Source organism: Pandoraea pneumonica (assembly GCF_902459645.1).
In the GTDB taxonomy this organism is placed as follows: domain Bacteria; phylum Pseudomonadota; class Gammaproteobacteria; order Burkholderiales; family Burkholderiaceae; genus Pandoraea; species Pandoraea pneumonica.
Window position 1 is genome coordinate 21348 of record NZ_CABPSK010000003.1, and the last position, 25906, is coordinate 47253.

Annotated in this window: 22 protein-coding genes; 9 read left to right on the forward strand and 13 right to left on the reverse strand. The window is 63.6% G+C overall.

Annotation, left to right across the window (positions count from 1 at the left end; translation table 11 throughout):
• Window positions 1-21 precede the first annotated feature (21 nt).
• From PPN31114_RS15620 to badH, 5 genes are all read right to left on the reverse strand, one after another.
• Entirely contained in the window at window positions 22-1191 is a 1170-nt protein-coding gene (locus tag PPN31114_RS15620; RefSeq protein WP_150680468.1) for an acyl-CoA dehydrogenase family protein, read from the reverse strand.
• A gap of 53 nt (window positions 1192-1244) precedes the next feature.
• Complete coding sequence (aliA, locus tag PPN31114_RS15625; RefSeq protein ID WP_150680469.1) at window positions 1245-2888, reverse strand: cyclohexanecarboxylate-CoA ligase; 1644 nt, start codon at window positions 2886-2888, stop codon at window positions 1245-1247.
• A gap of 67 nt (window positions 2889-2955) precedes the next feature.
• Complete coding sequence (gene aliB / locus PPN31114_RS15630; protein ID WP_150680470.1) at window positions 2956-4110, reverse strand: cyclohexanecarboxyl-CoA dehydrogenase; 1155 nt, start codon at window positions 4108-4110, stop codon at window positions 2956-2958.
• Window positions 4111-4139: 29 nt separating this feature from the next.
• A complete protein-coding gene (badI, locus tag PPN31114_RS15635; protein ID WP_150680471.1) occupies window positions 4140-4922 on the reverse strand; it encodes a 2-ketocyclohexanecarboxyl-CoA hydrolase in 783 nt (260 codons plus the stop codon).
• A 72-nt stretch (window positions 4923-4994) separates the two neighbouring features.
• Window positions 4995-5762 carry a 2-hydroxycyclohexanecarboxyl-CoA dehydrogenase gene (gene badH, locus PPN31114_RS15640; RefSeq protein ID WP_150680472.1) on the reverse strand — a complete coding sequence of 256 codons (768 nt, stop codon included), beginning with the start codon at window positions 5760-5762 and terminating at the stop codon, window positions 4995-4997.
• A gap of 145 nt (window positions 5763-5907) precedes the next feature.
• On the opposite strand from badH, the gene PPN31114_RS15645 reads away from it, so the two are divergent.
• The 6 genes from PPN31114_RS15645 to PPN31114_RS15670 all read left to right on the forward strand — a co-directional run bounded on the left by PPN31114_RS15645 (window position 5908) and on the right by PPN31114_RS15670 (window position 11793).
• Complete coding sequence (locus PPN31114_RS15645) at window positions 5908-6444, forward strand: MarR family winged helix-turn-helix transcriptional regulator (protein WP_246182588.1); 537 nt, start codon at window positions 5908-5910, stop codon at window positions 6442-6444.
• Window positions 6445-6606: 162 nt separating this feature from the next.
• Window positions 6607-7080: a MarR family winged helix-turn-helix transcriptional regulator gene (locus PPN31114_RS15650; RefSeq protein WP_150680473.1), complete on the forward strand. Its 474-nt coding sequence runs from the start codon at window positions 6607-6609 to the stop codon at window positions 7078-7080.
• A 3-nt stretch (window positions 7081-7083) separates the two neighbouring features.
• The gene (locus tag PPN31114_RS15655; RefSeq protein ID WP_150680474.1) at window positions 7084-9093 is read left to right on the forward strand and encodes an FUSC family protein; all 2010 of its coding nucleotides are present in this window, start codon (window positions 7084-7086) and stop codon (window positions 9091-9093) included.
• Window positions 9090-9299, forward strand: a complete 210-nt coding sequence (locus PPN31114_RS15660; RefSeq protein WP_150680475.1) for a DUF1656 domain-containing protein — start codon at window positions 9090-9092, stop codon at window positions 9297-9299. The genes PPN31114_RS15655 and PPN31114_RS15660 overlap by 4 nt, the downstream gene beginning before the upstream one ends.
• Window positions 9296-10279 carry an efflux RND transporter periplasmic adaptor subunit gene (locus PPN31114_RS15665; protein WP_150680476.1) on the forward strand — a complete coding sequence of 328 codons (984 nt, stop codon included), beginning with the start codon at window positions 9296-9298 and terminating at the stop codon, window positions 10277-10279. Before PPN31114_RS15660 ends, PPN31114_RS15665 begins: the two co-directional genes overlap by 4 nt.
• 17 nt (window positions 10280-10296) lie before the next feature.
• Window positions 10297-11793: an efflux transporter outer membrane subunit gene (locus tag PPN31114_RS15670; RefSeq protein ID WP_150680477.1), complete on the forward strand. Its 1497-nt coding sequence runs from the start codon at window positions 10297-10299 to the stop codon at window positions 11791-11793.
• A gap of 293 nt (window positions 11794-12086) precedes the next feature.
• Here PPN31114_RS15670 and PPN31114_RS15675 read toward each other — a convergent pair whose 3' ends face one another.
• The 3 genes from PPN31114_RS15675 to PPN31114_RS15685 form a co-directional block, all read right to left on the reverse strand.
• On the reverse strand, window positions 12087-12350 hold the full coding sequence (locus tag PPN31114_RS15675; RefSeq protein ID WP_058375676.1) for a DUF4148 domain-containing protein: 264 nt from the start codon (window positions 12348-12350) through the stop codon (window positions 12087-12089).
• 278 nt (window positions 12351-12628) lie between these two features.
• Window positions 12629-13396 carry an autoinducer binding domain-containing protein gene (locus PPN31114_RS15680; RefSeq protein ID WP_174988131.1) on the reverse strand — a complete coding sequence of 256 codons (768 nt, stop codon included), beginning with the start codon at window positions 13394-13396 and terminating at the stop codon, window positions 12629-12631.
• 135 nt (window positions 13397-13531) lie between these two features.
• A complete protein-coding gene (locus tag PPN31114_RS15685; protein ID WP_150680479.1) occupies window positions 13532-14425 on the reverse strand; it encodes a LysR family transcriptional regulator in 894 nt (297 codons plus the stop codon).
• A gap of 139 nt (window positions 14426-14564) precedes the next feature.
• On the opposite strand from PPN31114_RS15685, the gene PPN31114_RS15690 reads away from it, so the two are divergent.
• Complete coding sequence (locus PPN31114_RS15690; RefSeq protein WP_150680480.1) at window positions 14565-15740, forward strand: MFS transporter; 1176 nt, start codon at window positions 14565-14567, stop codon at window positions 15738-15740.
• On the opposite strand, the gene PPN31114_RS15695 is transcribed toward PPN31114_RS15690, so the two are convergent.
• On the reverse strand, window positions 15652-16593 hold the full coding sequence (locus PPN31114_RS15695; protein ID WP_150680481.1) for a LysR family transcriptional regulator: 942 nt from the start codon (window positions 16591-16593) through the stop codon (window positions 15652-15654). The two genes, PPN31114_RS15690 and PPN31114_RS15695, sit on opposite strands and share 89 nt — an antisense overlap.
• A gap of 133 nt (window positions 16594-16726) precedes the next feature.
• Here PPN31114_RS15695 and PPN31114_RS15700 point away from each other — a divergent pair, with 133 nt between their 5' ends.
• Window positions 16727-17323 carry a nitroreductase family protein gene (locus tag PPN31114_RS15700; RefSeq protein WP_150680482.1) on the forward strand — a complete coding sequence of 199 codons (597 nt, stop codon included), beginning with the start codon at window positions 16727-16729 and terminating at the stop codon, window positions 17321-17323.
• Between the two features lie 104 nt (window positions 17324-17427).
• Here the strand turns inward: PPN31114_RS15700 and PPN31114_RS15705 are convergent, their stop codons facing one another.
• The 3 genes from PPN31114_RS15705 to PPN31114_RS15715 are packed head-to-tail and all read right to left on the reverse strand — an operon-like array spanning window position 17428 to window position 23263.
• Entirely contained in the window at window positions 17428-18885 is a 1458-nt protein-coding gene (locus PPN31114_RS15705) for an efflux transporter outer membrane subunit (RefSeq protein ID WP_246182589.1), read from the reverse strand.
• Window positions 18886-18917: 32 nt separating this feature from the next.
• Window positions 18918-22064, reverse strand: coding sequence for a multidrug efflux RND transporter permease subunit (locus PPN31114_RS15710; RefSeq protein ID WP_150680484.1), 3147 nt, complete (start codon window positions 22062-22064; stop codon window positions 18918-18920).
• A gap of 2 nt (window positions 22065-22066) precedes the next feature.
• On the reverse strand, window positions 22067-23263 hold the full coding sequence (locus PPN31114_RS15715) for an efflux RND transporter periplasmic adaptor subunit (RefSeq protein ID WP_150680485.1): 1197 nt from the start codon (window positions 23261-23263) through the stop codon (window positions 22067-22069).
• A gap of 304 nt (window positions 23264-23567) precedes the next feature.
• Here PPN31114_RS15715 and PPN31114_RS15720 point away from each other — a divergent pair, with 304 nt between their 5' ends.
• On the forward strand, window positions 23568-24440 hold the full coding sequence (locus PPN31114_RS15720; RefSeq protein WP_174988134.1) for a LysR family transcriptional regulator: 873 nt from the start codon (window positions 23568-23570) through the stop codon (window positions 24438-24440).
• Between the two features lie 64 nt (window positions 24441-24504).
• Here the strand turns inward: PPN31114_RS15720 and PPN31114_RS15725 are convergent, their stop codons facing one another.
• Window positions 24505-25893, reverse strand: a complete 1389-nt coding sequence (locus tag PPN31114_RS15725) for a histidine-type phosphatase (RefSeq protein WP_150680486.1) — start codon at window positions 25891-25893, stop codon at window positions 24505-24507.
• Window positions 25894-25906: the final 13 nt, after the last annotated feature.

Below are 25906 nucleotides of genomic sequence, written 5' to 3' on the forward strand. Positions count from 1 at the left end.
GCCAGCGAGTGTATTACAAGCTCAATCGTCCTGCATCAGCGCGCGTCCGATGATCAGTTGCTGAATCTGCGTCGTGCCCTCATACAAACGCAGTAAGCGCACGTCGCGATAGAAGCGCTCGACCTTGTATTCGTTGATGTAGCCTGCGCCGCCATGCACTTGCACGCCACGATCGGCCACACGCCCGACCATTTCGGTACAGAACAGCTTGGCGCACGACGCCAGCATGCTCACTTCGGCATCGCGCTTACCGGCCGGTTTGGCGTCGTAGCGCAACGCACAGTCCTGCACCATCGACCAGCCTGCATAAAGCTCAGCCTGACTATCGGCAAGCATGGCCTGCACCAGTTGAAAGTCGCCAATGCGCTGGCCGAACTGCTTGCGCTCGCGCGCATACGCCACGGCTTCATCGAGAATGCGCTTCGCCATCCCGCAAGAGAGTGCGGCGACATGCAAGCGTCCGCGATCGAGCACCTTCATTGCCGTCTTGAAGCCCTTGCCCGCCTCGCCGCCGATGATGTTGGCGGCAGGCACGCGCACGCCGTCGAGCACGACGTCACAGGTTTTCGTGCCGCGCTGGCCCATCTTCTTATCGGGCTTGCCGAGCGAGAGCCCCGGCGTGTCGGAGGGGACGATAAACGCCGAAATACCGCCCGCGCCTTCGCCGCCCGTGCGCGCCATCAGCGTGAATGCCCCTGCGCGCGGCGCGTTCGTAATGAAACGCTTCACGCCGTCGATGACATAGTGGTCGCCGTCGAGCACGGCACGCGTCTTGAGCGCCGCAGGGTCGGACCCGGCGTCGGGCTCGGTCAGCGCGAACGACATGATCAGATCGCCGCTGGCCACGCGCGGCAGCAGTTCGCCTTTCTGCGCCTCGGTGCCGTCCATCAGAATGCCCTGCGAGCCGATGCCGACGTTCGTGCCGAACACCGAGCGAAACGCCAGCGACGTTTGCCCGAACTCGTACGCGACGCGCACTTCCTGCGCCATCGAGAGGCCAATGCCGCCGTATTCCTCAGGAATCGACAGGCCGAACAGGCCCATTTCCTTCATATCGTCGACCAGCTTCGCCGGGACTTCGTCGTGTTCCTCGACGTCGTTCTCGGCGGGCACGAGACGCTCGCGAATGAAGCGCTGCACGCTGGCGAGCAGCAGTTCGAACGATTCGCTATCCAGTCCTTTCGATGTCATAAGCCGTATTTCCTCAGAGCCTGTCTGCGCGACGACGCTTGTTGCGCGGGCCGTCAGGTGCCCGCTTGCAGCATCTCGCGCAATTTGAATTTCTGTATCTTACCCGTGGGCGTGGTCGGCAGCGCATCACGCACTTCCAGCCGCTCGGGCCAGTACTGCCGTGCCACTTTATGCGACGCGAGAAATGCCGTGAGGTCTGTCAAATCGATGGCCTGCCCCGCGCGCGGCACGACCATCGCACATGCGCGCTCGCCCAATCGCTCGTCCGGGTACGCCACGATCGCCACCGTCGCCACAGCCGGATGCCGATACAGCAACGCTTCGATTTCGACCACCGGAATGTTCTCGCCGCCGCGAATGATCACGTCCTTGCTGCGCCCGGCGATACGCACGTAGCCCGTTGCATCGAGATAGGCGAGATCGCCCGTGTCGAACCAGCCTTGCGCATCGGTGCCGTTCCACTGCGCGCGCTTCAGATACCCGCCGAAATTCGAACACGAGCGCACGAGCAAACGCCCGGTTTCGCCCGCGGGAACGTCTTGATCTTGCGCATCGACCACACGAAGTTCGACGCCGGGCAGCGGGCATCCGTCGGTGGTCGACGCACGGGTATCGTCATCGTCGAGCCGCGTGAGCGTGACCGCGCCGTTCTCCGTCATGCCCCATGCGGAAACGATCTTCGCGCCCAGCACCTTGCGCGCCTGCTCCACCACTGGCCCCGGAATCGGCGCGCCCGCGCACAGAAACGCGCGCAGGCTCGGCACCGGCTCGCCGCTCGCCGCGACGGCTTTCGTCAGATCGGCCAGAAACGGCGTGGACGCCATGGTGAACGTCACCCCGTATTCACGGATCAGCCGCACGGCATGGTTCGGGTCCCAGACATCGAGCATGACGGCGCTCGCACCGAGCAAGACCGGCATCATCAGCCCGTACATGAAGCCGGTTTGATGGGCCAGCGGCGAGCCCATCAGAATGACGTCGTCGCGCCCGAGCCGCATGCGATCGGCATAGGCGACGATATTCGAGAACGTGGTGTTCGCACTGTGCATCACGCCCTTGGGCTCGCCCGTGGTGCCCGACGTGTACATCAACTGCATGACGTCGTCGGGCCGCGCCCGAGCGGCTTGCAGGGCGGCGCGCTCAGTGGCGTTTGCCGCAGGTTCGCCCGACATCATCAGCGCGTCGAAACTGTCGTCGCCTTCGGTTTCGCCAACGACAACGACATGCGCGAGCGACGGCAAGTCGCGCTGCAAGGCACGCGCCATCGTCGCGTGATCGAAGCCACGGAATTGCTGCGGCACGATAAACACCTTCGCTTCGCCGTGCCGCAGCATGAACGATAGCTCGCGCTCGCGGAAGATGTGCATCAGCGGGTTGAGTACCGCACCAAGCCGGGCGCAGGCGAGATACGCCACCGCAAACACCCAGCCGTTCGGCAGTTGGCAAGCCACCACATCGCCGCGCCCGACGCCTCGTCGAAGCAGGCCGAGGGCAAGACGCTCGGCGGCATCGGCCAGTGCGGCGTAAGTGAGTTGCGTGGTCTCGCCGGTAGCGGAGGACACCGCCGTGAGCGCCACCTTGTCGGGAAACGCCACAAGCGCCGCGTCGAGGGCATCGTTGATCGTGCGCTCCGGCCACCAGCCGCGCGCCACGCTGTGCTCGCGCCGAGGGGGTAACAACACCGCATCGAATTCCATCGCTTCGTCTCCTGTCGGTCTGTCGTTCTCGTTATCGATGATGCGCAATGATGCTGCGGGGTACGGCTTAGATCGGCACCGCCTCGCGTCCGGCGCGGGCACGCGCGATGATCGTTTTCATGATTTGCGCAGTCCCGTCGCCAATCTGGAAGCCCAACACATCGCGCAGACGCTGCTCCATTGGCCCCCGGTCGTAACCGCCGTGCCCGAACATCAGCAGGCATTGGTGGATGGCGTCGTAAGCCAACTTCGGCCCCCACCACTTGCACATGGCGGCTTCTGCGCTGTGCGGCAACCCGCGATCCTTGAGCCAAAGCGTTTGCAGGCAGAGCAGACGCGCGGCCTCCACCTGCGTGTCGAAGTCCGCGAGCGGATGCGATACGCCCTGAAACGCCGAAAGCGGTTTGCCGAACGCTTCGCGCTGTGCGACGTAATCCCACGTCTCGTCGAGCGACGCGCGGGCCACGGCCAACACTTGCAATCCGATGAGCGCGCGAGAGAAGTCGAAGCCCTGCATCACTTGGACGAAGCCCTCGCCGGGCGCGCCAAGCACGTGATCGGCGTCGACCTTCACGTTCTCGAAGAAAAGCGAGCCGCGCCCAATCGCGCGCTGGCCATGGCAATCGAAGCGCTGCCGCGTGATGCCCGGCAGATCGAGCGGCACGAGAAACGCCGAGACGCCGCGCGCCCCCGCCGATATTTCACCGGTGCGGGCAAAGACCACGGCGGCATCCGCTTGATCGGCGGCGGAGATCGACGTCTTCTCGCCGTTGAGCACATAGTGCGTGCCGTTGAAATCGGCGCGCATGCGCAGGCTTGCGGCGTCGGAGCCGCCACGCGGTTCCGTGAGCGCTATCGCGAGCAACGTCTCGCCTTGCGTGAGTTTGGTCAGCCACGGCGTGACGATCTCAGGCTTGCCGTGATCGGCCAGAATTTGCCCGTTGAGCGACGCGAGCAAATTGACGTACGACATGCTCAGATCGGCGCGCGCAATCGCTTCGTGAATCACCCCGGCGGCGAGCCGTCCCATCCCTTGCCCGCCATAAATTTCCGGCAATTCCGGCGCGATCAGGCCCAACGCCCCCATCTCGCGCATCAGCGCGCGGTCGAGCACACGGGTTTTGTCGCGTTCGAGAAAGCCGGGCGCAATGCGTTCCTGCGCAAAGCGCTGGGTGTGTTCGGCCAACGCGACGAGGTCGTCGTCGAGATACGGATTGTGCATAGCCCTGCTCCTCGCTTCGATGACGGGACTTACTTGGCGTATTTGCGGAAGTCGGGTTTGCGCTTCTCTTGAAACGCGCGCACGCCTTCTCGCGACTCTTCCGTCTCGTAATAGAGCTTGAGCGCGTACATCCCCATGCCGGCGATGCCCGCCTGCTGTGCCGTATCCATATTGAAAGAGCGCTTCGCGATGGCGATGGCCGTGGGGCTGCGCTCCATGATTTCGTCGCACCACTTCTGCACTTCGGCGTCGAGTTGCTCGTGCGGCACCACCGTGTTGACGAGTCCCATCTCGAGCGCTTCGGCGGCGGTATAACGACGGCACAAATACCAAATTTCGCGCGCCTTCTTCTCCCCGACCACGCGGGCGAGGAACGCCGTGCCGAAGCCCGGATCGACCGAGCCGACTTTGGGGCCGACTTGCCCAAACACCGCCTTCTCCGAAGCGATGGTGAAGTCGCACAGTGTGCAGATCACATTGCCGCCGCCAATGGCATAGCCCTGCACGCGGGCAATGACCGGCTTCGGTACGTCGCGAATCGCGTTATGCAGTTCTTCCATCGGCAGGCCGATGGTGCCGCGTCCGTCGTACTGCCCCTCGTGCGCCGACTGATCGCCGCCCGTGCAAAACGCCTTCTCGCCCGCCCCCGCCAACACGATGCTGCCGATCTCGCGGTCGTAGCCCGCTTTGTTGATCGCGTGAATCAGTTCATCGCAGGTCCGCCCGCGAAACGCATTCATCTTGTCGGGACGGTTGATCGTGATCCATGCCGCGCCGTTGCGCACTTCGTAGCGAATGTCTTCGTAGTTCATCGTCTGTCTCCAAACCGGGGCGGATGGCCCACGGCAGATATCAGTGACTGGGGAATGGGGGAATGAGCGGAATCAGCCGTTCATCGTCAAGCCGCCGGAGACGCTCAGCACCTGACCGGTGACAAACGCCGCGTCGTCGCTGGCAAAGAAGGCGATGGCGCCCGGCAGATCGTCCGGCTGGCCGATACGGCCAAGGGGAATCGCTTTGGTGAAGGCTTCGACCAGCTTCTCGGGGTTGCCTGCGCCTTCCTTGTAATCGGCGAAGAGCGCCGTGTCGGTCGGCCCCGGGCACACCACATTGACCGTGATGCCGTGACGCGCATGCTCGCGGGCGAGCGTTTTCGAGAAAGCCACGATGCCGCCCTTGCAGGCCGCATACACCGCTTCTCCCGATGAACCGACCCGTGCCGCGTCGGAAGCGATATTGACGATGCGTCCGCTGCGCCGGGCGATCATCCCGGGCAATACCGCGTGATGCATATGCAGCGCGCCCACCAAATTGATGGCGATCAGACGCTCCCACTCTTGCGGCACCGTCTTGGTAAACGGCTTGAAGATGTCCCACCCGGCGTTGTTGACCAACACGTCAATCGGGCCAAGAGCCTGCACCGCCGCCGCGACGGCGGCATCGACTTGTTCGCGCACGGTGATGTCGCAGGCAAACGCCTGCGCCCGGCCGCCCGCTTCCACTATCTCGCCCGCCACGCGCTCGGCGGCCGTCAGATCGCGGTCGAACACGGCCACCGCCGCCCCCTCACGCGCCAACCGGCGCGACGTTGCGCCACCGATACCGCCCCCACCGCCCGTCACAATGACGGTCTTGCCTTCGAAGCGCTGCATATCTCGTCTCCAGAGTTGCTGGCGGGCACGGTATCCTTGCTGACCTCGCAGGTATCTCGCCCGCCCATCAAATTACGTCAACATATTGACGTATACTAGACATCACTTTCGCGATACGCAAGCGCTCGGCTGCGGAGTCTTTGATATGGATAACCCTAAGAATAATTTGGATATCACGCGCATGGAGCTAGCCAACCGGCTGTTCTTCCGGCTCTATCAATGTGCCAACATGTTGCATAAAACCGGTACGCGGGCCGTGGAAGATCTCGGCCTGACGACCCAGCAATGGGCCGTCCTCGGCGCGCTCTCTCGCCCGGAAGTGCCAGACGGTATGAGCGTGGGCGATTTGGCGCGCTATCTGATGGTGAGTCGACAGAATCTGTCGGGGCTGATCAGCCGGATGGAACGCGACGGCCACGTCGCCAGCGCACCGGATGGGCGCGATCGCCGCTCGCGCCTCGTCACCATGACCGAGCACGGACACGCGGTATGGCACCGTGAAGCGGTGCCGCGTATTCACGACTATTACGGGCAAGCGCTCGACGAATTCTCGACCGGCGACATCACCCACACGCTGCACTACCTGCTCAAACTGCTCGACAACATGAAGCAGATCGACGGCGCGGCGGGCTCAGAAAATGGGACGAGCGACGACGGCGAAATGACCGGCGCTCAAAAATAAAACAGCCCGGCGGCGCGAAATATACGCGCTGCGGGGCTGATTCTTGCGCACCGTCATCGGCTGAAAAGCCAATACCAGCAAGGGTTTACGGGCATTCCTTCGTCTGGAGCAATACCGTATTAACTAGCATCCTAATTATTAGTTAACATATAATCTTTCTCCATGACCTCCCTAGAATCGCTCCGCTTCGCTTTCACCAGCCACTTGTTGCTGGCCGGTAAGCAGTGGCGCCAGTTATCGCAAAGCGCAATCGTCGAGTACGGCATTTCTGCCGCCAGCGCCGGGCCGCTGCTGTTCATCCGCCGTCTTGGCCAGGGTGTGCGTCAGGTCGAGCTTGCCGAATATGTCGGGCTCGAAGGCGCCTCGCTGGTACGGCTGCTCGATCAGTTGTGCGCGGCCGGGCTCGTGCTGCGCGAAGTCGATGCCAGCGACCGGCGCGCCAACGCGCTGCGGCTGACGGAGGCCGGCGAAGCGCTCGCCGAAAAGCTCGAAATCGAACTCAGTCAGTTGCGCGCGAAGGTGTTTGCGAACGTGCCGCGCGAAGATTTCGAAGCGGTGCTGCGCGTGTTCGAAATTCTCTCCAGCGCGACCGGTCCCGACGCGACCATTCTCGCGATGGAGCCCCCAAAGAAGTAAACCGTGCTCAATTGGCCATCCTCACGCGACTGGATTTTCTCCATCAAGGCGTTTCTCGCCTCGATGCTGGCGCTCTACATTGCCCTCGCGCTCGGTTTGCCGCGCCCCTACTGGGCGATGGCCACGGTGTACATCGTGTCGCATCCGCTCACGGGCGCGACCCGCTCCAAAGCGTTGTACCGGGTGCTCGGCACGTTGCTGGGCGCCGCAGCGTCGATCGTTTTCGTCCCCGCGCTCGTCAACACACCTGAATTGCTGATGGCCGCCGTCGGCCTGTGGACCGGCACGCTGCTCTATATCTCGTTGCTGCATCGTTCGCCGCGCAGCTATGTGTTTCTGCTGGCGTCGTACACGCTGCCGCTGATTGCCCTGCCTGCGGTCGGCACGCCCGACGGCATCTTCGACATCGCCATCGCCCGATCGGAAGAGATCATTCTGGGCATCGTGTGCGCAAGCGTCGTCGGCGCGGTCGTCTTGCCCACGAGCGTGGCGAAAGTCTTGCACGACCGCTCGGGCCGCTGGCTCGTCGACGCCGCGCGCTGGACCATGGACATGCTCTCGGCAGACCCCGACGGCAAGGCCTCACGCCACATGAGCCGTCACCGAATGGCGGCCGACATTCTGGCGCTCGACCAGTTGATCAGCCAGCTTTCGTACGATGCGGACACCTCCGCCCGTGTGCGCGACGCGCAAGAACTGCGCGGGCGCATGACGATGATGATGCCGGTGCTTTCAACGGTTGCATCGCTCGTGCAAACGCTTCGCCAGCACCCGCAGGGTGCCCCCGAGGCGCTCGAAGCGAAGATGGCCGACGTGGTCGCATGGCTGCGCCAAGGCGCGCCGTCGCCCGCCCCGGCGCATTTGCTCATGCCGTCGCAGCCGGTCCAACCGGCTGGTGAAGCATCCGATTGGTATAGCGCGCTCGTCTCCGCCACTGAAGACCGCCTGCGCTCGCTGGTGCAACTCTGGCAAGACTGCGTCGCGCTGCAACGCCGCTTCGGTCAGTCGGACGATGCGCCCGAATGGACGCCCGCTTTCCCGTATTGGGAACTGGGCGGCGCGCGTCACTACGACCACGGGCTGCTGCTGTTCTCGACGATCTCTGCAGCGCTGTGTACGTTCCTGATGGGCATGGCGTGGATCTACACCGGCTGGAACGATGGCGCCGCTGGCGTCTCGCTCGGCGCCGTGGCCTGCTGTTTCTTCGCGGCCATGGACGAACCCGCGCCGTTTATCCGCTCATTCTTCTGGGCGACGGCCGTGTGCGTGGTGTTTGCCGCCGTGTACGTGTTCTTCATCCTGACGAACGCCCACGACTTCGGTCTGCTCGTCGCGATGTTTGCGGTGCCGTATTTGTTGCTCGGCACGTTCATCCCGCAGCCGCGCTTCACCATGGTGGCCATGCTCGTTGCGGTGAATACGGCGAGCTTTGTCGGGATTCAAGGCGGTTACAGCGCCGACTTCTCGGCGTTTTTCAACAGCAACATTGCGGGCCTCGCTGGCGTGTTGTTCGCGCTGCTCTGGACCTTGCAGACGCGGCCCTTCGGCACGCGCGTCGCGATGCGGCGGCTCATTCATTCGAGCTGGCGCGACATCGCGAAGAATGCGGTCGGCCGCTCGGTTGCCGAACACGGCCGTCTGCGCGCCCGCCTGCTCGACCGGCTCGGCCAGTTGGTGCCGCGACTGGCGGCCAGCGAAAGCGAAACGTCGAGCGACGGCTTCACCGAAGTGCGCGTCGAACTCTCGGCGCTGGCGTTGCAGCGCGAGCTGCCGCATTTGAATTCCTCGCAGCGCGATGCCGTACAGGCCGTGCTCACCGACGTGGCGCGCTTTTATCAGTCGCGACTCGACGAACAGGTGAGCGAGCCCGACATCACGCTGCACGACAAACTGCTGGGCGCTGTGCGCTCGTTGGTGGCCCATAGCGATCAGGCGGCGCGTAGTGCGCGCGCCTCGCTCATGGACATCCACGTCGCGCTGTTCCCGACCACACGACCTGAGAGTGCCCAATGAGCGGAGAGATCGACATCTACGGCGTTTTTGTGCCGATGCTGCTGGCCCTGATGATCGTGGCCTTCGTGCTGACAGGTGCGCTGCGCTTCTTGCTTGCGCGCATCGGCTTTTACAAGCTCGTCTGGCACCGTTCGTTATTCAACCTTGCTGTGTACATCATTGCGCTGGGCGGCATTGTCGCTATCGCGCGCGCCTGTCAATCATGAAACTGAAACTTCGCTCTCTTGGCCCCGTCGTTCTGACGCTTGGCGTCTCCGTCGTTGCGGTCTTCGTGCTCCTGCATTTGTGGGACTACTACACCGTCGCCCCGTGGACACGTGATGGCCGCATTCGCGCCGACATCGTGCAGGTGGCCCCCGACGTCTCCGGCCTCATTACCGACGTGGAAGTCAAAGACAACCAGCCCGTACATCGTGGCGACCTGCTCTTCGTGATCGACCGCGACCGCTACACGCTGGCGCTGCAACAAGCCGAAGCGAATGCCGCCGCACTGCGCGCCACGCTGGCCCAGTCGCGCCGCGAGAACGCCCGCAATCATCAACTGACCGAAGTGGTCGCGAAGGAAGTGGTCGAAGCCGGTCAGGCCAAGGTCGAGTCGGGCGAGGCCGCACTGGCGCAGGCCACTGCCGCCGTGCAACTCGCCAAGCTCAATCTGGAACGCACCCGCGTGCTGGCCCCCGCCGACGGCTACCTGAACGACCGCCTGCCGCGTGTTGGCGACTACGTGAGCACGGGCCGCCCGGTGCTCTCGATGGTCGATGCCAATTCGCTGCACGTGGAAGGCTATTTCGAAGAAACGAAGATGCGCGGCATTCACATCGGCGACAAGGTCGAAGTGCGCCTCATGGGCGAGCGCCACGTGTTGCACGGTCATGTGCAGAGCATCGTTGCCGGTATCGAAGATCGCGACCGCACCAGCGGCGCGTCGATGCTGCCGAACGTCAACCCGACGTTCAACTGGGTGCGTCTTGCCCAGCGCATTCCGGTGCGCATTGCGCTCGACGATGTGCCCAAGGATATGCGTCTCGTCGCCGGCCGCACCGCGACGGTGACCGTCGTGGAAGATCGGGGCGGCAAGTCTAAGGAAGGCAATCCGTCGAAGGCTGCCGCAGCCGCCAACGACGCTGCGCAAACGCAAGTCGCCGCAGCGCGCACGACCGGTTCCCTTCAGGGAGCGCAGCAGTGAAAACGAGATTTTTGTTGATGAGTGCAGTGGCCGCGGCCGCCGCACTCGTCGCCGGATGTACGACCGTCGGGCCCGACTACCATCTGCCGGAGAATTCGGTGATGCGCTCGGCGCAAGCCAACGGCCCGATTGCCACGGCGAATCAACGCGCCGTGTCGATCGGCGAGGTGCCCGACGACTGGTGGCAACTCTATGACGACGCCAAGCTCGACGCGCTCGTCAAGCAGGCGCTCGCCGCCAATACCAATGTGCGCGTCGCCGTGGCTAATGTGCAGCGCGCCATTGCCATGTATCACGAAGTCGAATCGGAAAACCTGCCGCAAGGCGGCGTGGAAGCCAATGCGGCACGCGCACAACTCTCGGGCGAGAGTTTCCTTCAGGAAGAGAAGCTGCCGGTGATCAATCTGGCGGCAGCCGCGCTGTCGATCTCGTATCAGATCGACTTCTTCGGCAAGCTCGCCCGTGCAGACGAAGCCGCGCTCGCCGCAGCAGAAGCCAGCCATGCCGCGCTCGACGTGGCCCGCGTGAGCGTGGCCGCCGAGACGGTGCGCGCTTATGTGCAAAGCTGCGCGGCCAATCACGAATACGACATCGCCAACGATCAACTGAAGTTGCAGGAAAAGAGCGTCGCGATCACGCGCAAGCTGGTCGACGTTGGCCGCGATCAGCCGACCGACTTGCTGCGCGCACAGGCGCAAGCCGACACGCTGCGCGCAGCCCTGCCCCACTTCAAGGCGGAGCACGAAGCGGCCACGTACAGGCTTGCCGTCATGCTTGGCAAGGTGCCGGGCTCGCTCGACGCGAGCGTGACCGAGTGCCGTCAGATTCCGCAACTCAAGCAAGCGTTGCCGGTCGGTGACGGCACGGCGCTGCTCAAGCGCCGCCCCGATGTGCGCCAAGCCGAGCGCGAGCTGGCGTCGGCCACCGCAAAGATCGGTGTGGCGACGGCAGATTTGTATCCGTCGATTCGCATCGGCGCATCGGTGGGCGCGAGCGGCATGCTCGAACACTTCGGACAAGGCCGCACGGAGCAGTGGAGCGTCGGCCCGATGATCACCTGGTCGTTGCCGACCAACGGCGTGCGCGCGCACATCAAGGGCATGGAAGCGGGCGCCGATGCGGCACTGGCTCACTTCGACGGCGTGGTGCTCAAAGCCTTGCAGGAAACGCAGACTTCACTCTCGGCGTACACCCACGAACTTGAGCGCGACGACGCATTGCGCGACGCACGCGACAAGTCGCGGCAAGCCGCCGATCAGAACCGCCAGTTGTATCAGGCCGGACGCGCGCCGTACCTCACGAGTCTCGACGCTGATCGCACCCACGCCAACACGGAAGCGGCACTGGCCGCCTCGCAAACGCAGGTGGCGATGGATCAGATCAATCTGTTCCTCGCGCTTGGCGGCGGCTGGCAGTCGAGCGCCGCACACGACGCCACCGCGCTCGCTGAATCCCATGCGAAGCCGGAGACGGCGAAAGGCGTCGCAGTCGCCACGGAAGTGAAAACGAACTAAGGATATGGCGCCCACGCGGCGCCAGTGGCGAGGTTCAACAGACCAATAAGCGGATGACGTCGAAAGACGCATCCGCTTTTTGTTTTGTCCCTATCGTGGCAATGGGAGAGGGAGGAAGCCCCAGAAACACACAAGCCCCGTCGGGAACGAATCCTCGGGCGGGGCTGTGGTAAGTGACGCGGTACGGCGTCGGGGCGATTCGCGCGGCGCGGGCGGGACCAACAAGGTCAGGCGGGCCGTCGGCGAATCAGGTGCTGCTGTGACAACAGATCAAACTGACAACGTGCACTAGCTTAGTTGGTCATCGGTTGCGTTGCGACACCTTGCTGCGCTGCTTCAATTTCGGCCGTACGTTTTTGCAATTGAATCGACTGTTCGTAGGTGTACGGGAAGTTGAATTCCGTCACCGGCGAAAGACCGAGTTCACGAGCCGCTTGCAGTTCAGCGCGCACATGCGCACGCGTCACACCACCGGTTTGTGTCTGGTCGGCGAATGCCGAGCCGGCAGCCATGGCAAAGCCAACGAGCGCGACGGCAGTCAACAGGTTCTTTTTCATGGAAAACTCCTTTTATCGTTAATTTGTCGCTCAGGAACCGAAAACCGCATATCAATCAGCTTTCGTCCTGAGTAAATTATAGTTTTCCCCTAGCAATGAGCCAGCCCGAATGCGACAACACACTGTTTCGCAAAAGCTGTTAAATCGCGTGGAATTGGGAACTAAATGGCGCTGAAATGGCGCCCAAATTGCAGATACCGGACAACGAGACAGCATCGATCTCTCGAAGATCGAGCTATCTCGTCAGACGGAATTGGAAGGGGCGGTTTTTAGGCGAATCAGGGCGCGATCAAGCCGCTGCTAATTGCCGCAGCAATGGCCTGATGCCGATTGACGGCGCCGAGCTTGCGCTTGGCGTTATTGATGTGAAACGTCACCGTGTGCTCGGAGATCTTCAGAATTAAACCGATCTCCCATGCCGTTTTTCCGCGCGCGGCCCACAGCAAGCTTTCAATTTCGCGTGGACTCAGTTTTCCCGCACTGCGGCTCGCCACCCATTGCATGTCGAGTTGCTGCACCGCCTGGTGGAAATACAGCGCACTCAGGTAAATCTCGCCAACCATGCGTGCTTCGTGTTCGGCGCACTCGTCAGGCGATTGCGGTGTCGCTGCGGTGAAGATGGCGCGCTCGCCCGCCGCCCCATAGAGCGGAATGCTCACGCCACAACCCAGCCCATGCTCGCGCGCATCCGCGAAAATCGGATGCGGCCGTTTCTGTGTGAGAAACGAGCGCCAGAGAATCGGCAGCGGCGACAGGTTCGCAGCGACGAGCACCGGGTCGACTTCCGCATACCCTGCGACCTGATATCGCTCGATCCACGCGCCGGGAAATGTCGTGAAGATGTGGCGGCTCGGCATGCCCTCGGCGCTAATGCGCTCGTCGCCCGATTGGAAGGCTGCGGCCTCACGCTCGCGGCGCGGCAGCAACGGTGCATAAAACAGCGAGCGATAACCCAGTGCGTGCGTCAGTTGCTGAAATTCCGCGTCAAGCGCCTCGACCGAGCGGGCGCTAAGGAGCCCCTCATACCGGTAAAGATTGTGATGCATTTCGAATTGCACGTTCTTGTTAGATGCCGATGTTCGCGCATTGTAGTCCGAGCTTCGCATTTTGCGGATAGTTTATTTTGAGCAGTAAAACAACACGCCTTGTTGACGTGGACTGCCAATTATTAACATGCGACATCATGTCGCGCTGCCCAGACCTTCGAGCGCTTGCAACACTCGCCGCAACCCCGGGGCGAGCGGTTTATCTTGTCGAACCACGATCGCCAGCGTGCGCGCAAGATCCGGCGTCAACGCGGCAATGCGCAGCCCTCGCCGATGGTGCGCAGCGCTCACCGCCATGCGAGGCACGATGCTGTAACCCAGTCCGGCGGACACCATCTCTTTGATGGCTTCGATACTCCCCAAAGCCATCACCGGACGAATGCGCAAGCCCGCTTGCAAAAACCACTCATCGATCAACAGGCGCGTGCTGCTGCCCGCCTCGAAAGCCACCATGGGGGCGGCGGCGAGCGCATGCGGCGTAATTTCTTCCGGCCAGTCTTGCTCGCTCAACGGGGCAATGGCCACGAATTCGTCGCGCAGCACCGGCGTGATATGCAGGCTGCGCCCGGCGGCAGGCAACGTGACGAGCCCCACGTCGAGACGGTTTTCCGTCACCGCCGCCACCACGTCGTCGGTGTTGCCGGTACTCACGCGAATGTCGAGCGCCGGATGGCGCTTGCGCATGGCGCGCAGCATCGGCGGCAATAAGTGAATGCAGGCCGTCGCCCCCGTGCCGATCGCGACTTCTCCCGCAATGCCTTGCGCATGTGTGGACAATGCCTGCAAGGCCTCTTCGACGGCCGCATCGATACGATGCGCGTGTTCGAGCAACGTCAGACCTGCGGACGAAGGCTTGAGCCGCTTGCCCACCCGCTCGATCAGACGCACATTCAGGCGCTGTTCCAACTGCCGCACCTGAAGGCTCACGGCGGGTTGCGACAGATCGAGGCGATCGGCGGCGGCAGAGAAGCTTCCCGCGTCGATCACCTCGGCAAAGGTATGCAGTTGATCCAGATTGAGGCGTCGCATCTCAAAGTTTCCCTTATGGATCGAATAAGATGCCAAGACTTTACCAAGAGATGGCCTGCGCGCACTATGGCAACTCTGCGCCTTCCATCCTTTCATTCCTCGCCGCCCGTACGGATACGGGCATGCTCCCGACATCACCATGCCCACCGTCGTCACGCTAGGCCTTGCGCAACTCATTAACTGGGGCGTGAGCTTTTATCTGCCCGGCGCGTTCGCGTGGCGCATCGTGCGCGCGACCGGCTGGGCACAGACGGTCGTGTTCGCCGGGCCGTCGCTCGCCATGCTCGTGATGGCCGCCGTCTCGCCGTACTCGGGCCGTTGGCTAGAACGCTTCGGCGGGCGGCGTGTGATGTGTGCGGGCACCCTCATCTGTTCGGCGGGTTGCGCAGTGCTGGCCAGCAGCACGACGCTCGTGCAGTTTTTCGCTGCTTGGTGTTTGCTTGGCGTCGGCATGCGGCTGTCGCTCTACGACGCGGCCTTCGCCACGCTCGCCGCGCTTTACGGCGCGGCAGCCCGCCGCCCGATGACACAAATCACCTTGATGGGCGGCTTCGCCACCACCGTTTTCTGGCCGTTAGGGAACTGGCTGGGCGATACCTGGGGCTGGCGCATCGGCGTGTGCGTTTTCGGCGGCATCGGGCTGATCGCGTGGGCATTGCTGCGCAGCCTGCCGCCCACGCCCCCGCGAGTAGTCACAGCAGGCGAGCGTCCCTTGGCGGCCACCGCATTGCCGTGGCGTCCCGCCCTGCTTTACGGCAGCGTGATGGCGTTAGTTTCCATTCTGTCGTCGGGGCTGGCCGCGCATTTGACCTCGCTACTCGGCGCCCACGGGCTGCCGGTCGGGCTTGCGGCGCTATGGGGAGTGGGTCAGGTGTGTGCCCGCATGCTGGAGTGGCTGCAACCGCGGCAGGCAAGTGCGGTGAAGCTCAACGTCGTGGTCGGCTGTGGTCTGCCGCTGTGCTTTGCGCTGGGGCTAGCGGGGATGTCGTCGCTCGCGGCGGCGGCTGTCTTCATCTTTTTGTATGGCGCGCTCAATGGGCTGGCGACGCTGCTGCGCGCCAGCTTGCCGCTCGAACTCTTCGCCCACGGGGCCTACGCCCGCGCGTTAGGTACGCTGCTCACCCCAGCGTTCGCCCTCGCGGCCATCGCGCCATGGGGCTACGCGCTGGCGCGGGAGCAATGGGGCGACCTCGCGATTCTCTGGGTGTCGCTCGCCATCGGCCTGCTTATCGCGTGTGCGGCGCTAGCGCTGCTGCGTCTGGCGCGGCAAGCGCCTGTTCCACAAACGCCCGCAGAAACTCGATCCACGACTTGACCTTCGCGTCGAGATACAAGCGCGACGCGTAGACGGCATACACGTACGTGCCCTGCAATTCATAGTCGGGCAGCACGCGTACCAACGCGCCGCTGCGCAGCGCGGGCAGTGCCGAGAGCAGCGGCACCGGCCCCACGCCGCATCCGCTAATGAGCGCCGCCGCGAGCGAATCCGCCGTGTTCACACGCAGGCGGCCCGCGGGCACGGGAATCTTCACCCGGCCATCCGGCCCCTCGAAATGCCAGTGATCGACCGAATAATGCGGCGCCACGAGCCTCACTTGCGTGTGCTGCGCCAGGTCCTCCAGCGAGCCAGGCGCGCCGTGCATTTCAAGGTATAGCGGTGCCGCGCACAGCACCGACGCCATGCGGCAAATGCGTGTGGACACGAGACCGGAGTCGGGTAGCTGGGCGGTCGCGAGGCGCAGCGACACGTCGATATTCTCTTCGAGCAAGTCGGGCACGCGGGAGGACAACAGCAGGTCGGCCTGCACCTCCGGATACTGCTCAAGAAAACGCGCCAGCGCGGGAATGACAAACACTTGTCCGAAGCTCGCCGGGGCGTGAAGGCGCAACGTGCCACTTGGCGCGGCCGTCGCGGCACCGGCTTCCGCCTCGGAGACGTCGACCATCGCGATGATGTCGCGACAGCGCGCCAGATAGCGATGACCGGCGTCGGTCAGCGCCAGCTTGCGTGTCGTGCGATGCAGCAGACGTGTGCGCAGGTGCGCTTCAAGCTCCGAGACGGCCTTCGACGCCTGTGCCGTGGTCATGTCGAGCGCACGCGCCGCACCGGCAAAACTCGCCGCATCGGCCACGCGCACGAAGATCCGCATGTTCTTGAGAGTGTTCATGGAGCGTCATGATATATGCACGTGCCGCGATATTGGTTGGGATCGGGGCGCGCGCTTGGTATGCTTGCGGCCCGTTGGTCCGTCTTCACCCTGCATCACCCCTTTTGCTAAATTCGCCTACGAGACTCTCCGTATGACCGATACGACACCCCGCCAAGCCGACCATCCGATCGATCCGCAATTCGTGGCCCGCTGGTCGCCGCGTGCGTTCACCGACGAAACGCTGCCCGAAGCCACTCTGAACACGTTCTTCGAAGCCGCCCGTTGGGCCCCCTCGGCCTACAACGCGCAACCGTGGCGCTTTGTGTACGCCCGCCGTGGCACGCCGCACTGGGAGCAATTCGTCGGCTTCCTCAACGAATTCAACCAAAGCTGGGCAAAGCACGCCGCCGCCATCGTCATCGTGATCTCGAAGTCGACGCTGACGCCGCCGGGCTCGCAGCAAGAAGTGCCCGCACCGACGCACGCCCTCGACACGGGCGCCGCGTGGGGCTACCTCGCACTGCAAGCCTCGCTCTCGGGCTGGGCCACGCACGCGATGGCTGGCATCGAACACGACAAGATTCGCAATGAACTCGATCTGTCGTCGAAGTACACCATCGAAGCGGCCATCGCCATCGGCCGCCCGGGCGACCCCGCTACGCTGCCCGAAGGCCTGCGTTCGCGCGAAGTGCCGAGCCCGCGCGAGCCGCTCGCCAAGATCGCTGCTGAAGGGCGCTTCGCGTTCTGATGCGCGGCGCGGCAGCGTCGCGTTTGCTGCCCGCCAGATGTGAAAAACCCCGCCGGGTCTGTCGAACCGGCGGGGTTTTTCTTTAACGGCTTACTCGCCATCGATCAGGATGCGGACCGCTCAGGCTCCCAGCCGCCACCCAGCGCACGATACAGCGCCACGTGATTGACCAGCACGCGCTGCTTCACGTCGATCAACTGTTGCGCCGCCTGAAACTCACTGCGCTGCGCGTCGAGCAATTCGAGATAGCTCGCCACGCCGTTCACATAGCGGCGCTTGGCGAGCCGCAGACGCTCACGCTCGCCGTCCGAGACCCGCTTTTGCGCCTGAAACTGACGCGCCAGTTGCGACTGTGCCGCCAGCGCATCGTCGACTTCGGCGAAGGCCGTCTGGATGGTTTGCTCGTACGTCACCACTGCCATTTCCTTGCGCACTTCCGCAAGATTCAGGCCTTGGATATTGCGGCCGCCATCGAAGATCGGCACGGTGATTTGCGGCACGAACGACCAGACACCCGAGCCTGCCCCAAACAGATCGGCAAAGCGCGTGCTGGCAGTGCCAATGTCCGTGGTGAGCTTGATCGACGGGAAGAACGCCGCACGCGCTGCGCCGATATTGGCGTTGGTGGCGCGCAATTGCGCTTCCGCACGGCGAATGTCGGGGCGGCGCATCAGCAGCGACGACGGCAGCCCGGCAGCCACCGGCACTACGAAGGCATCGTCGAGCGTGGCAGCAGACACCGGCCGCGTGCCGACATCGCCCGTGAGCACCTGCAAGGCATGCACGACCTGACTGCGCTGACGCTCACGCTCGGCCAACGCCGCGCGCGCCACTTCGACTTGCGTCGTTTCGGTGTTCAGGTCGAGATCATCGACCAGCCCGCGCTCGGCCCGCAGACGAATCACGCGAATCCCTTCCTCGCGCGCCGCCAACACTTCGCGGGCGTAGTTGATCTGCTCGCTCAATGCCACCAGGCCGATGTACGACGTGGCGACTTCAGCGACCAGACTGACCTGCGCCGCGCGCTGGGCTTCCTCGCTGGCGAGGTACTCGTTGAGCGCGGCGTCCTTCAGACTGCGCACGCGCCCGAAGAAGTCGAGTTCGAACGCGCTCACGCCGAGCGTCGCGCGCAGATCGTTGGCGACATAGTTGCCCGTCGTGCCGCCGTTGCCGTCTGGTGTGCCCGCATAACGCTGACGCCCGAACGTGCCGCCCGCTTGCACGCTTGGCAGCAAGTTGGCCGCTTCAATGCCGTATAGCGCACGCGCTTCCTGCACGCGTAGCGAAGCCAGGCGTAGGTCGCGATTCTGCGCGAGCGCCTTGCGAATCAGCCCTTGCAGGCCCGGATCGGTGAACACTTCCGCCCAATCGGCGTCGGCGCTCGGCGCAGGCGTGAGCGCTGTTAGCGAACTGAGCGCTGGTGACGCCGCGCCAGCACCCTCCGGCGCGGCCTCGAAAGTCGTCGGCATCGGTGCTGCCGGACGCTCATACGTCGGTGCTAACGTGCAACCGGCCAGCATCGCAAACAGCGCGAGCGATGCCAGCATGCCGGTGCGGTTCATGGTCATCCCGTCAGTACGGGGTCGAAACTTCGTCATACATTCCCCTCGGCGGCCGACGTGATGTCACGCGAGGCATCCGCCTGATTCGAATCCGGGCGGCGCACAAAACGGCCCACCCACAGGAAAAACAACGGCACGAGGAAGATCGCCAGCACGGTGGCCGACATGATCCCTCCCAGCACCGCCACGCCGATAGCACGTTGTGCGCCAGAGGCCGGGCCCGTCGCGATAGCCAGCGGGATCACGCCGAAGCCGAAGGCCAGCGAGGTCATCACAATCGGTCGCAGGCGCAGACGTGCCGCTTCGATTGCAGCTTCGACCCAGCCCATGCCGTGCTTGACCAAGTCGTTGGCGACTTCCACGATCAGAATCGCGTTCTTCGCCGACAGACCGATGGTCGCGATCAGGCCGACCTTGAAGTAGATGTCGTTGGGCATACCGAGCAGACTCACCGCGCCCAGCGCTCCGATCACCCCCAGCGGCACCACCATGATGACGGCCGCCGGAATGGCCCAGCTTTCATAGAGCGCAGCGAGCGCGAGAAACACCACCAACACCGACAACGCGAACAACATCGGCGCCTGCGCCCCGGAAATACGCTCTTCCCGCGACTGACCGCTCCACTCGTGACCGATGCCCTTTGGCAAGTCGGCCATCAACTGCTCCATGCGCGCCATCGCTTCGCCGCTGCTCTTGCCCGGCGCCGACTCGCCCTGAATCGTGAACGACGGATAGCCGTTGTAACGCTTGAACTGCGGTGCACCGAGTTTCCACTTGAGCGAGACGAACGCCGAGAGTGGCACCATCTCGCCGTTGGCATTGCGCACGCGCAGATTGCCGACGTTCTCCGGCGACACGCGCTGACGGCCATCGGCTTGCACGATCACGCGGCGGTTCTCTGCACCGAGCATGAAGTCGCCCACGTAGTCCGAGCCGAACATCGTAGCGAGCGTGGTGTTCACTTCGTCCATGCTCACTTTCAGCGCTTCCATCTTGCGACGGTCGAGCGTGACGTCGATCTGGGGCACATCGCCCTGACCGGCGAAGATCACGTTCTTGAGCACCGGGTCTTCCACTGCTTGCTTGAGCAGTTGGTCACGTGCGGCGATAAGCGTTTCGTTGCCGACACCGGCACGGTCTTGCAGGCGCAGGCTGAAGCCGTTCGACGAACCCAGTTCCGGCAGCGCCGGGCTGTTCATCGCCAGCACCATGCGATCGGGCTGGCCGCCGAACTTGGCATTCACGCGATCGACGATGGCGTTCACGCCGTCGTGCTTCGACGTACGCTCGTGCCAGTCTTTGAGCGTGACGAACAACATGCCGCCGCCCGGCCCTGCGCCGAACTCGTTCCAGCCGCCCAGCACGAAGACGTGTTTGACCGGCTCGTCCTTCATCAGATAGCTCTCGATGCGCTTGAGTGCCGTCATCGCTTCCGGCAGCGTCGCCCCCTGCGGCTCGGATGCCATCACCATGAAGCTGCCCGTGTCTTCCTCCGGAATAAAGGCCGACGGCAGTCGCATGAAGGCCAGCGGCACGGCGATCAGCACAATGCCGTAGACCACGATGGCGCGCCACGGACGGCGCAACGTGTTGCTGACCGTGCGTGTGTAACGCTCGGTGCCCAGTGCAAACGTACGGTTGAACCAGCCGAAGAAACCGCGTTTCTCGTGGTGATCGGCCGAGATCGGGCGCAACAACGTCGCGCACAGCGCCGGGGTCAACGACAGTGCGAGGAACGCCGAGAAGCTGATCGACACCGCGAGCGTCACCGCGAACTGGCGATAGATGTTGCCCACGGCGCCAGAGAAGAACGCCATCGGCACGAACACCGTCACCAGCACGACCGTAATGCCCACGATGGCGCCGCTGATCTGCCGCATGGCTTTGACCGTCGCGGCATAAGGCGGCAGCCCCTCTTCGACCATGATCCGCTCGGTGTTCTCGACCACGACGATGGCGTCGTCAACCAGAATACCGATGGCGAGCACCATGCCGAACATCGTGAGCGTATTGATCGAGTAGCCCAGACCGAGCAGAACCCCGCACGTGCCGAGCAATGCGACCGGCACAACAAGCGTCGGGATCAACGTGGCCCGCAAGTTCTGCATGAACAGGTACATCACCAGAAACACGAGCACGACGGCTTCGAGCAAGGTCTTGAACACCTTCTGGATCGACACCTTCACGAACGACGCCGTCTCATACGGAATTTGGTACGAGACGCCTGCCGGGAACAGGCTCGCTTGCTCGTCCATGACCGCGCGTACGGCCTTCATCACTTCGATGGCATTCGACCCGGCGGCGAGCTTGATGCCCATTGCCGTGGCCGGCAAGCCGTCGACGCGAGACGAATAGTTGTAGTCGGACGCACCCAATTCCACACGCGCGACATCGCCCAGCCGGATGGCCGAGCCGTCGGCCCGCACGCGCAGCGGAATATTGGCAAACTCCTCTGGCGTGGACAGCGCGCTGTCGGAGACCACGTTCGCGTTGATCGGTGCAGCCGTAGGCGTCGCGCCTGCGCCGAGATCGCCGATGGTCACGCGCGCGTTGTAGGCGCGCACTTTCGAGACGATGTCGGACGCCGTCAGATCGAGCGCCACCAGTTTGGACGGATCGGGCCAGATGCGAATGGCCTTCTCGGTACCCCAGAACTGCACCTGCCCGACGCCGGGCACGCGCTTGAGCTGGTTCATGACCTGCGAGGCGGCGATCTCCCCAAGGTCGAACTCGTCGACGGACGGATTGCTCGACGAGAGCGTGACCACCATTTGCACGTTGTCCGCTGCGCGCTCGACCTTCACGCCATAGCGGCGCACGACTTCCGGCAGACGCGACTCGATGGTCTTCAACCGGTTCTGCACTTCAACGGCGGCCAGATCGAGACTGGTGCCTTGCTTGAACGACAAACTAATCGACGATTCGCCGTTTCCGCTCGATGCACTCATGTACATCAAGCCCGGCGCGCCGTTCATCTGACGTTCGATCACGGCAGTCACCGAGTCTTCGACGACCTTGGCCGATGCACCCGGATAGCTGCTCCAGATGCTGACGATCGGCGGCGCGATATCCGGGTACTGCGCGACCGGCAGTGCACGGATCGACAACAGCCCGACCAGCGTAATGATTAGGGCGATCACCCAGGCAAAGACCGGGCGATCGATAAAGAAACGAGCCATGATTAATGCGTCTCCGCTTTAGCGGGTGTAGAGGCGGCGGCGGCTTTTTGCGCGCCGTCGGCCTTCACTTTGACTTGCATGCCGTCGGCGAACTGCGCCACGTTGTGCACGATCACCTGCTCGCCGCCCTTGAGGCCATCGGTCACGAGCCACTCGCGGCCTTCGATGGCTTCGGCGCGCACTTTGGTGTCGTGCACCTTGCCCTGCGCATCGACCACGCGTACGACGGCACCGTCAGCGGTGCGAAGCAGCGACTCGCGCGGCACACGCACGATGTTCGGATTGACGGCGCCTTGCATGCGCACTTGCACGAACGCGCCGGGCAGCAGCACGCCGTCCGGGTTCGGCAGCAATGCGCGCATGGCGATGGTGTCCGTGCCCGGATCGACAGCCAGATCGGTGAAGAGCAGCTTGCCCGGCAAGTCATATTCGCGGCCATCGGGCAGCGTCACGTGCACCTTCGGTGCGGCAGCCTCGTTGCCGTTTTGCAACTTGCCGGCGCGCAAATCGCGCGTCATGGCGTATACCTCGGCGGCGGGTTGCGAGAAGTTCACGTAGATCGGATCGATCTGCTCCACCCGTGTGAGCAACGTGGGCGAATCGAGGCCGACTAGCGCGCCCTCCGTCACTTCGGCACGACGCACGCGCCCCGCAATCGGGGAGACGACGTTCGTGTAACCCAAGTTGAGTTCGGCGCGACGCACTTCCGCACGCGCGGCGAGCACGTCGGCCCGGGTACGGGCTTCGGCGGCACGCGACTCGGCGTCTTCGCGCGCGCTGATGGCACGCTCTTCAAGCAGGCCACGATAGCGCTCGATCTTGTCTTTTGCGGAATCGTGTTCGGCCTGCGCCTTCGCAAGCGCGCCGCGTGCGGCATCGAGCGCGGCCGAGAGCGGCTGCGGGTCGATGCGGAACAGCACGTCGCCGCGCGCAACCTGCTGACCTTCCTGATAGCGGCGCTCCATGACGACGCCGCCTGCGCGAGCGCGCACGTCGGCACTGCGGAATGCCTCGAGGCGTCCCGGCTGTTGCGTCGTGAGCGGTTCGGCACGGCGTTCGACCGTGCGCACCACGGCTTCCGGGGTGGCGTCGGCCTTATCTTCTTTGCCGCGGTCGGTACAGGCTGCGAGTGCGAGTAGACCCACGAGGGCGCCCGTTAGCATTCCGAAACGGGCTCGGTGTTCGATTTTTGATGACATGTAAAAACGTTGGACTTACGACATCCGGTCGGGGGGGTGCCGATACCGCGTTGGGAGCGCGGTGCCGGCCCGGGAGCAGCGCCGGCGATGGGGAACCGGGCATCTGCGTCTCTTCATGGGTCGCCGTGGTTGGCAGGTGCGCGTTGCGCGAAGAGGTCTGAACTGAAGACCACCGGACCGGGGATCCGGTCGTCTGCCGCCTCGCCTGTTTCGGCGTTTCAAATTGGCGTTTCACTAGGAGAACCGCGATTCTGACGTGAAATCGATGTTAGAAAAAGTTGGAACCTATCTATAGAATGGATGGATGAACTGGACAATTGAACAATTGCGCTATTTTGTGGCGGCAGCCGAAGAGGGATCGATATCGGCTGCCGCGCGTCGTTTGGGCAAAGCCCAGTCGGCCGTCAGCACCGCCATCGCGCTGCTGGAAGCCGATCTGGGGTTCGAACTGTTCGATCGCAGCCGCCGCAACGCCCGGCTGACCGATCAGGGCGACGTCATGCTGCTCGAAGCCAAGGAGTTGTTGCGCCAGGCCGAGGGCTTGAACCACCGGGCTAATGCGCTGGCGTATGGCGAGCAGCCGCAGTTGTCGCTCGCCATCGACGAAGCGTTGCCCTATCAGGCAGTGAGCGAGCTCGTCCGCGATCTCGCGCATCAGTTCGCCTATCTGGAGCTCACGCTGCTCAACGGCACCTCCACCGAAGTGGCGGAATACGTGGAGAAGCAACGGGCCGATATCGGCTTTCACGTCGACCGTGGCGCGATTTCTTCCGCGCTTGGGCACAAGTACGTGGGGTCAGCCGTGCAAGGGGTGTTCGTCGCGGGCGACCATCCGCTCGCCTTTCGCGATCATGTGACGCGTGGCGATCTGGCGAGATACCGGCAAATTCTGTTGCAGATGGACGACTTCACGCCCTTGCAGCTCAGCCCCTCGATTTGGCGCGCCGATAGCTCGTACGTGATCGCCAGCATGGTCGTCGACAAGCTCGGCTGGGCCGTGCTGCCCATCGACATTGCGAAGTACGAAGACCTGCACGAATTGCGCTGCGACGACTTGGGATTGCCGCAATTGCCCGTGCGCATGGTGTGGCGTTTTGGGAGAGAACCCAACGACGTGATGCGCTGGTGCGAGGCGCGATTTGGGGAATTGCTGCGCGCCAGTGTGAGCACGCAGTAGCGCATCCGGCGGCATCCATCGATAAAACGGGCGGCGCGCGACGCGCCGCCCATCGACTCACCGATTACTTCGCTTCGACGTAGGTCTCGGGCGCAGTCGCCGAGCGGTCGATGACGCCGTCGGTCAGCGATTCGAACTGCGCCAACGTCATCCACTCGTTGCCGATGGACTTCGGTCGATACACCGCGCGCAACGGCGCGTTGGCGTCGTCGAGCGGCACGAGGTTGCGTGTCTGGTCGAGACTCTGCGCCACGTACGACACCCGAACGAAACGCTTCCCGTCGCGCGGACGAACAAAGCGTTCGAACATCAGCATGCCTCCCGGCACCACATCGTTGTCGGTATATGCGCCCAGTTTCCAGTCGAAACCGAGCATTGCGCGCACCTGCGAGATGTTGGTGTCGTGCGCCACGAACACCGTCAGCCGTGCGGGCGGCGGTACCCCTTTCACGCGCTTGGCCTTGGCAGACACCGGTGCCGCGTCTATCGCCATCGCCACCTGACTCAGCAACTGCGAGCCTCCCCGGCGCGCGAGATACGGCGTGTGATTGACCAGATCGTATTTAGCGCTACGCAAGCCCATCAGGCGGATGACATCGGCTTCGCCCTTCACATGCCCGAAGGCAATGCGCTCGAGCGGCCAGCCGTCCGCATACTGCATACGAATGGTCTCGCTCATGCTTGCGCCCACCGATACCGGCCCGGTCAACCCGATCTTTCCGCTGTCCTTCACGCCCCATGCTTTCGAATACAGCCCACAGGCCTCGGCCCCTCGCTTAGCCGCGCAATCGGCCGGAACACCGACGGCATCGACCATCGCGGCGACATCGGCCTCGTACTTCTTGCGAGCAAGTTCAGGATCGCCGCCCATCGCCTGCAAGATGGCGTCATAAGCGAGCTTGGGGTCAGGCGTGCCCAGCCCGATTTCACCGCCATGGAACAACGTGTCCGAGGCGTTGTTCGTGTGTTTCACCGGCACACCACAGCCGGGGAACATGCCTTCGAGCAGGGCTTTCGCCGTCGCCTGCGTGCGCGCAGAAGGGCTGGTCCAGACGAAGGTTTCGCTCGCACCCGCGCAGCGCCCTTCGCCCAGCAGCCCGGCACGTTTGAGCGTGCCGCGCTCCCACGCGCCCAGCAAGGTCACCGCCTTGTAGCCGTGCGGCGTCAGTTGCCCGTCCGCGACTTCGAAAGCTGGCCACGGTTGCGCTGACGCCGCGTCCATCTTCGGTGTATCGGTGGCCGCACGTACCCCGTGGCGCATCACGATCACCGCACGCTCCAATCGCAGCCCGGAAGGCGCCCACGCGGCGGACTGCGCCGATTCGGCGGGAACAGCCTGCGCTGGTGAAGCCGCGTGCGCCCCGAAGGGCACGAACGCCGTCATCAGACCGCTGGCGATGACGCCCGCCATCGCCCCCCACCCTGCGCCGCTCACACGGCAAATTGCTTGCATGGTGTTCTGTCTC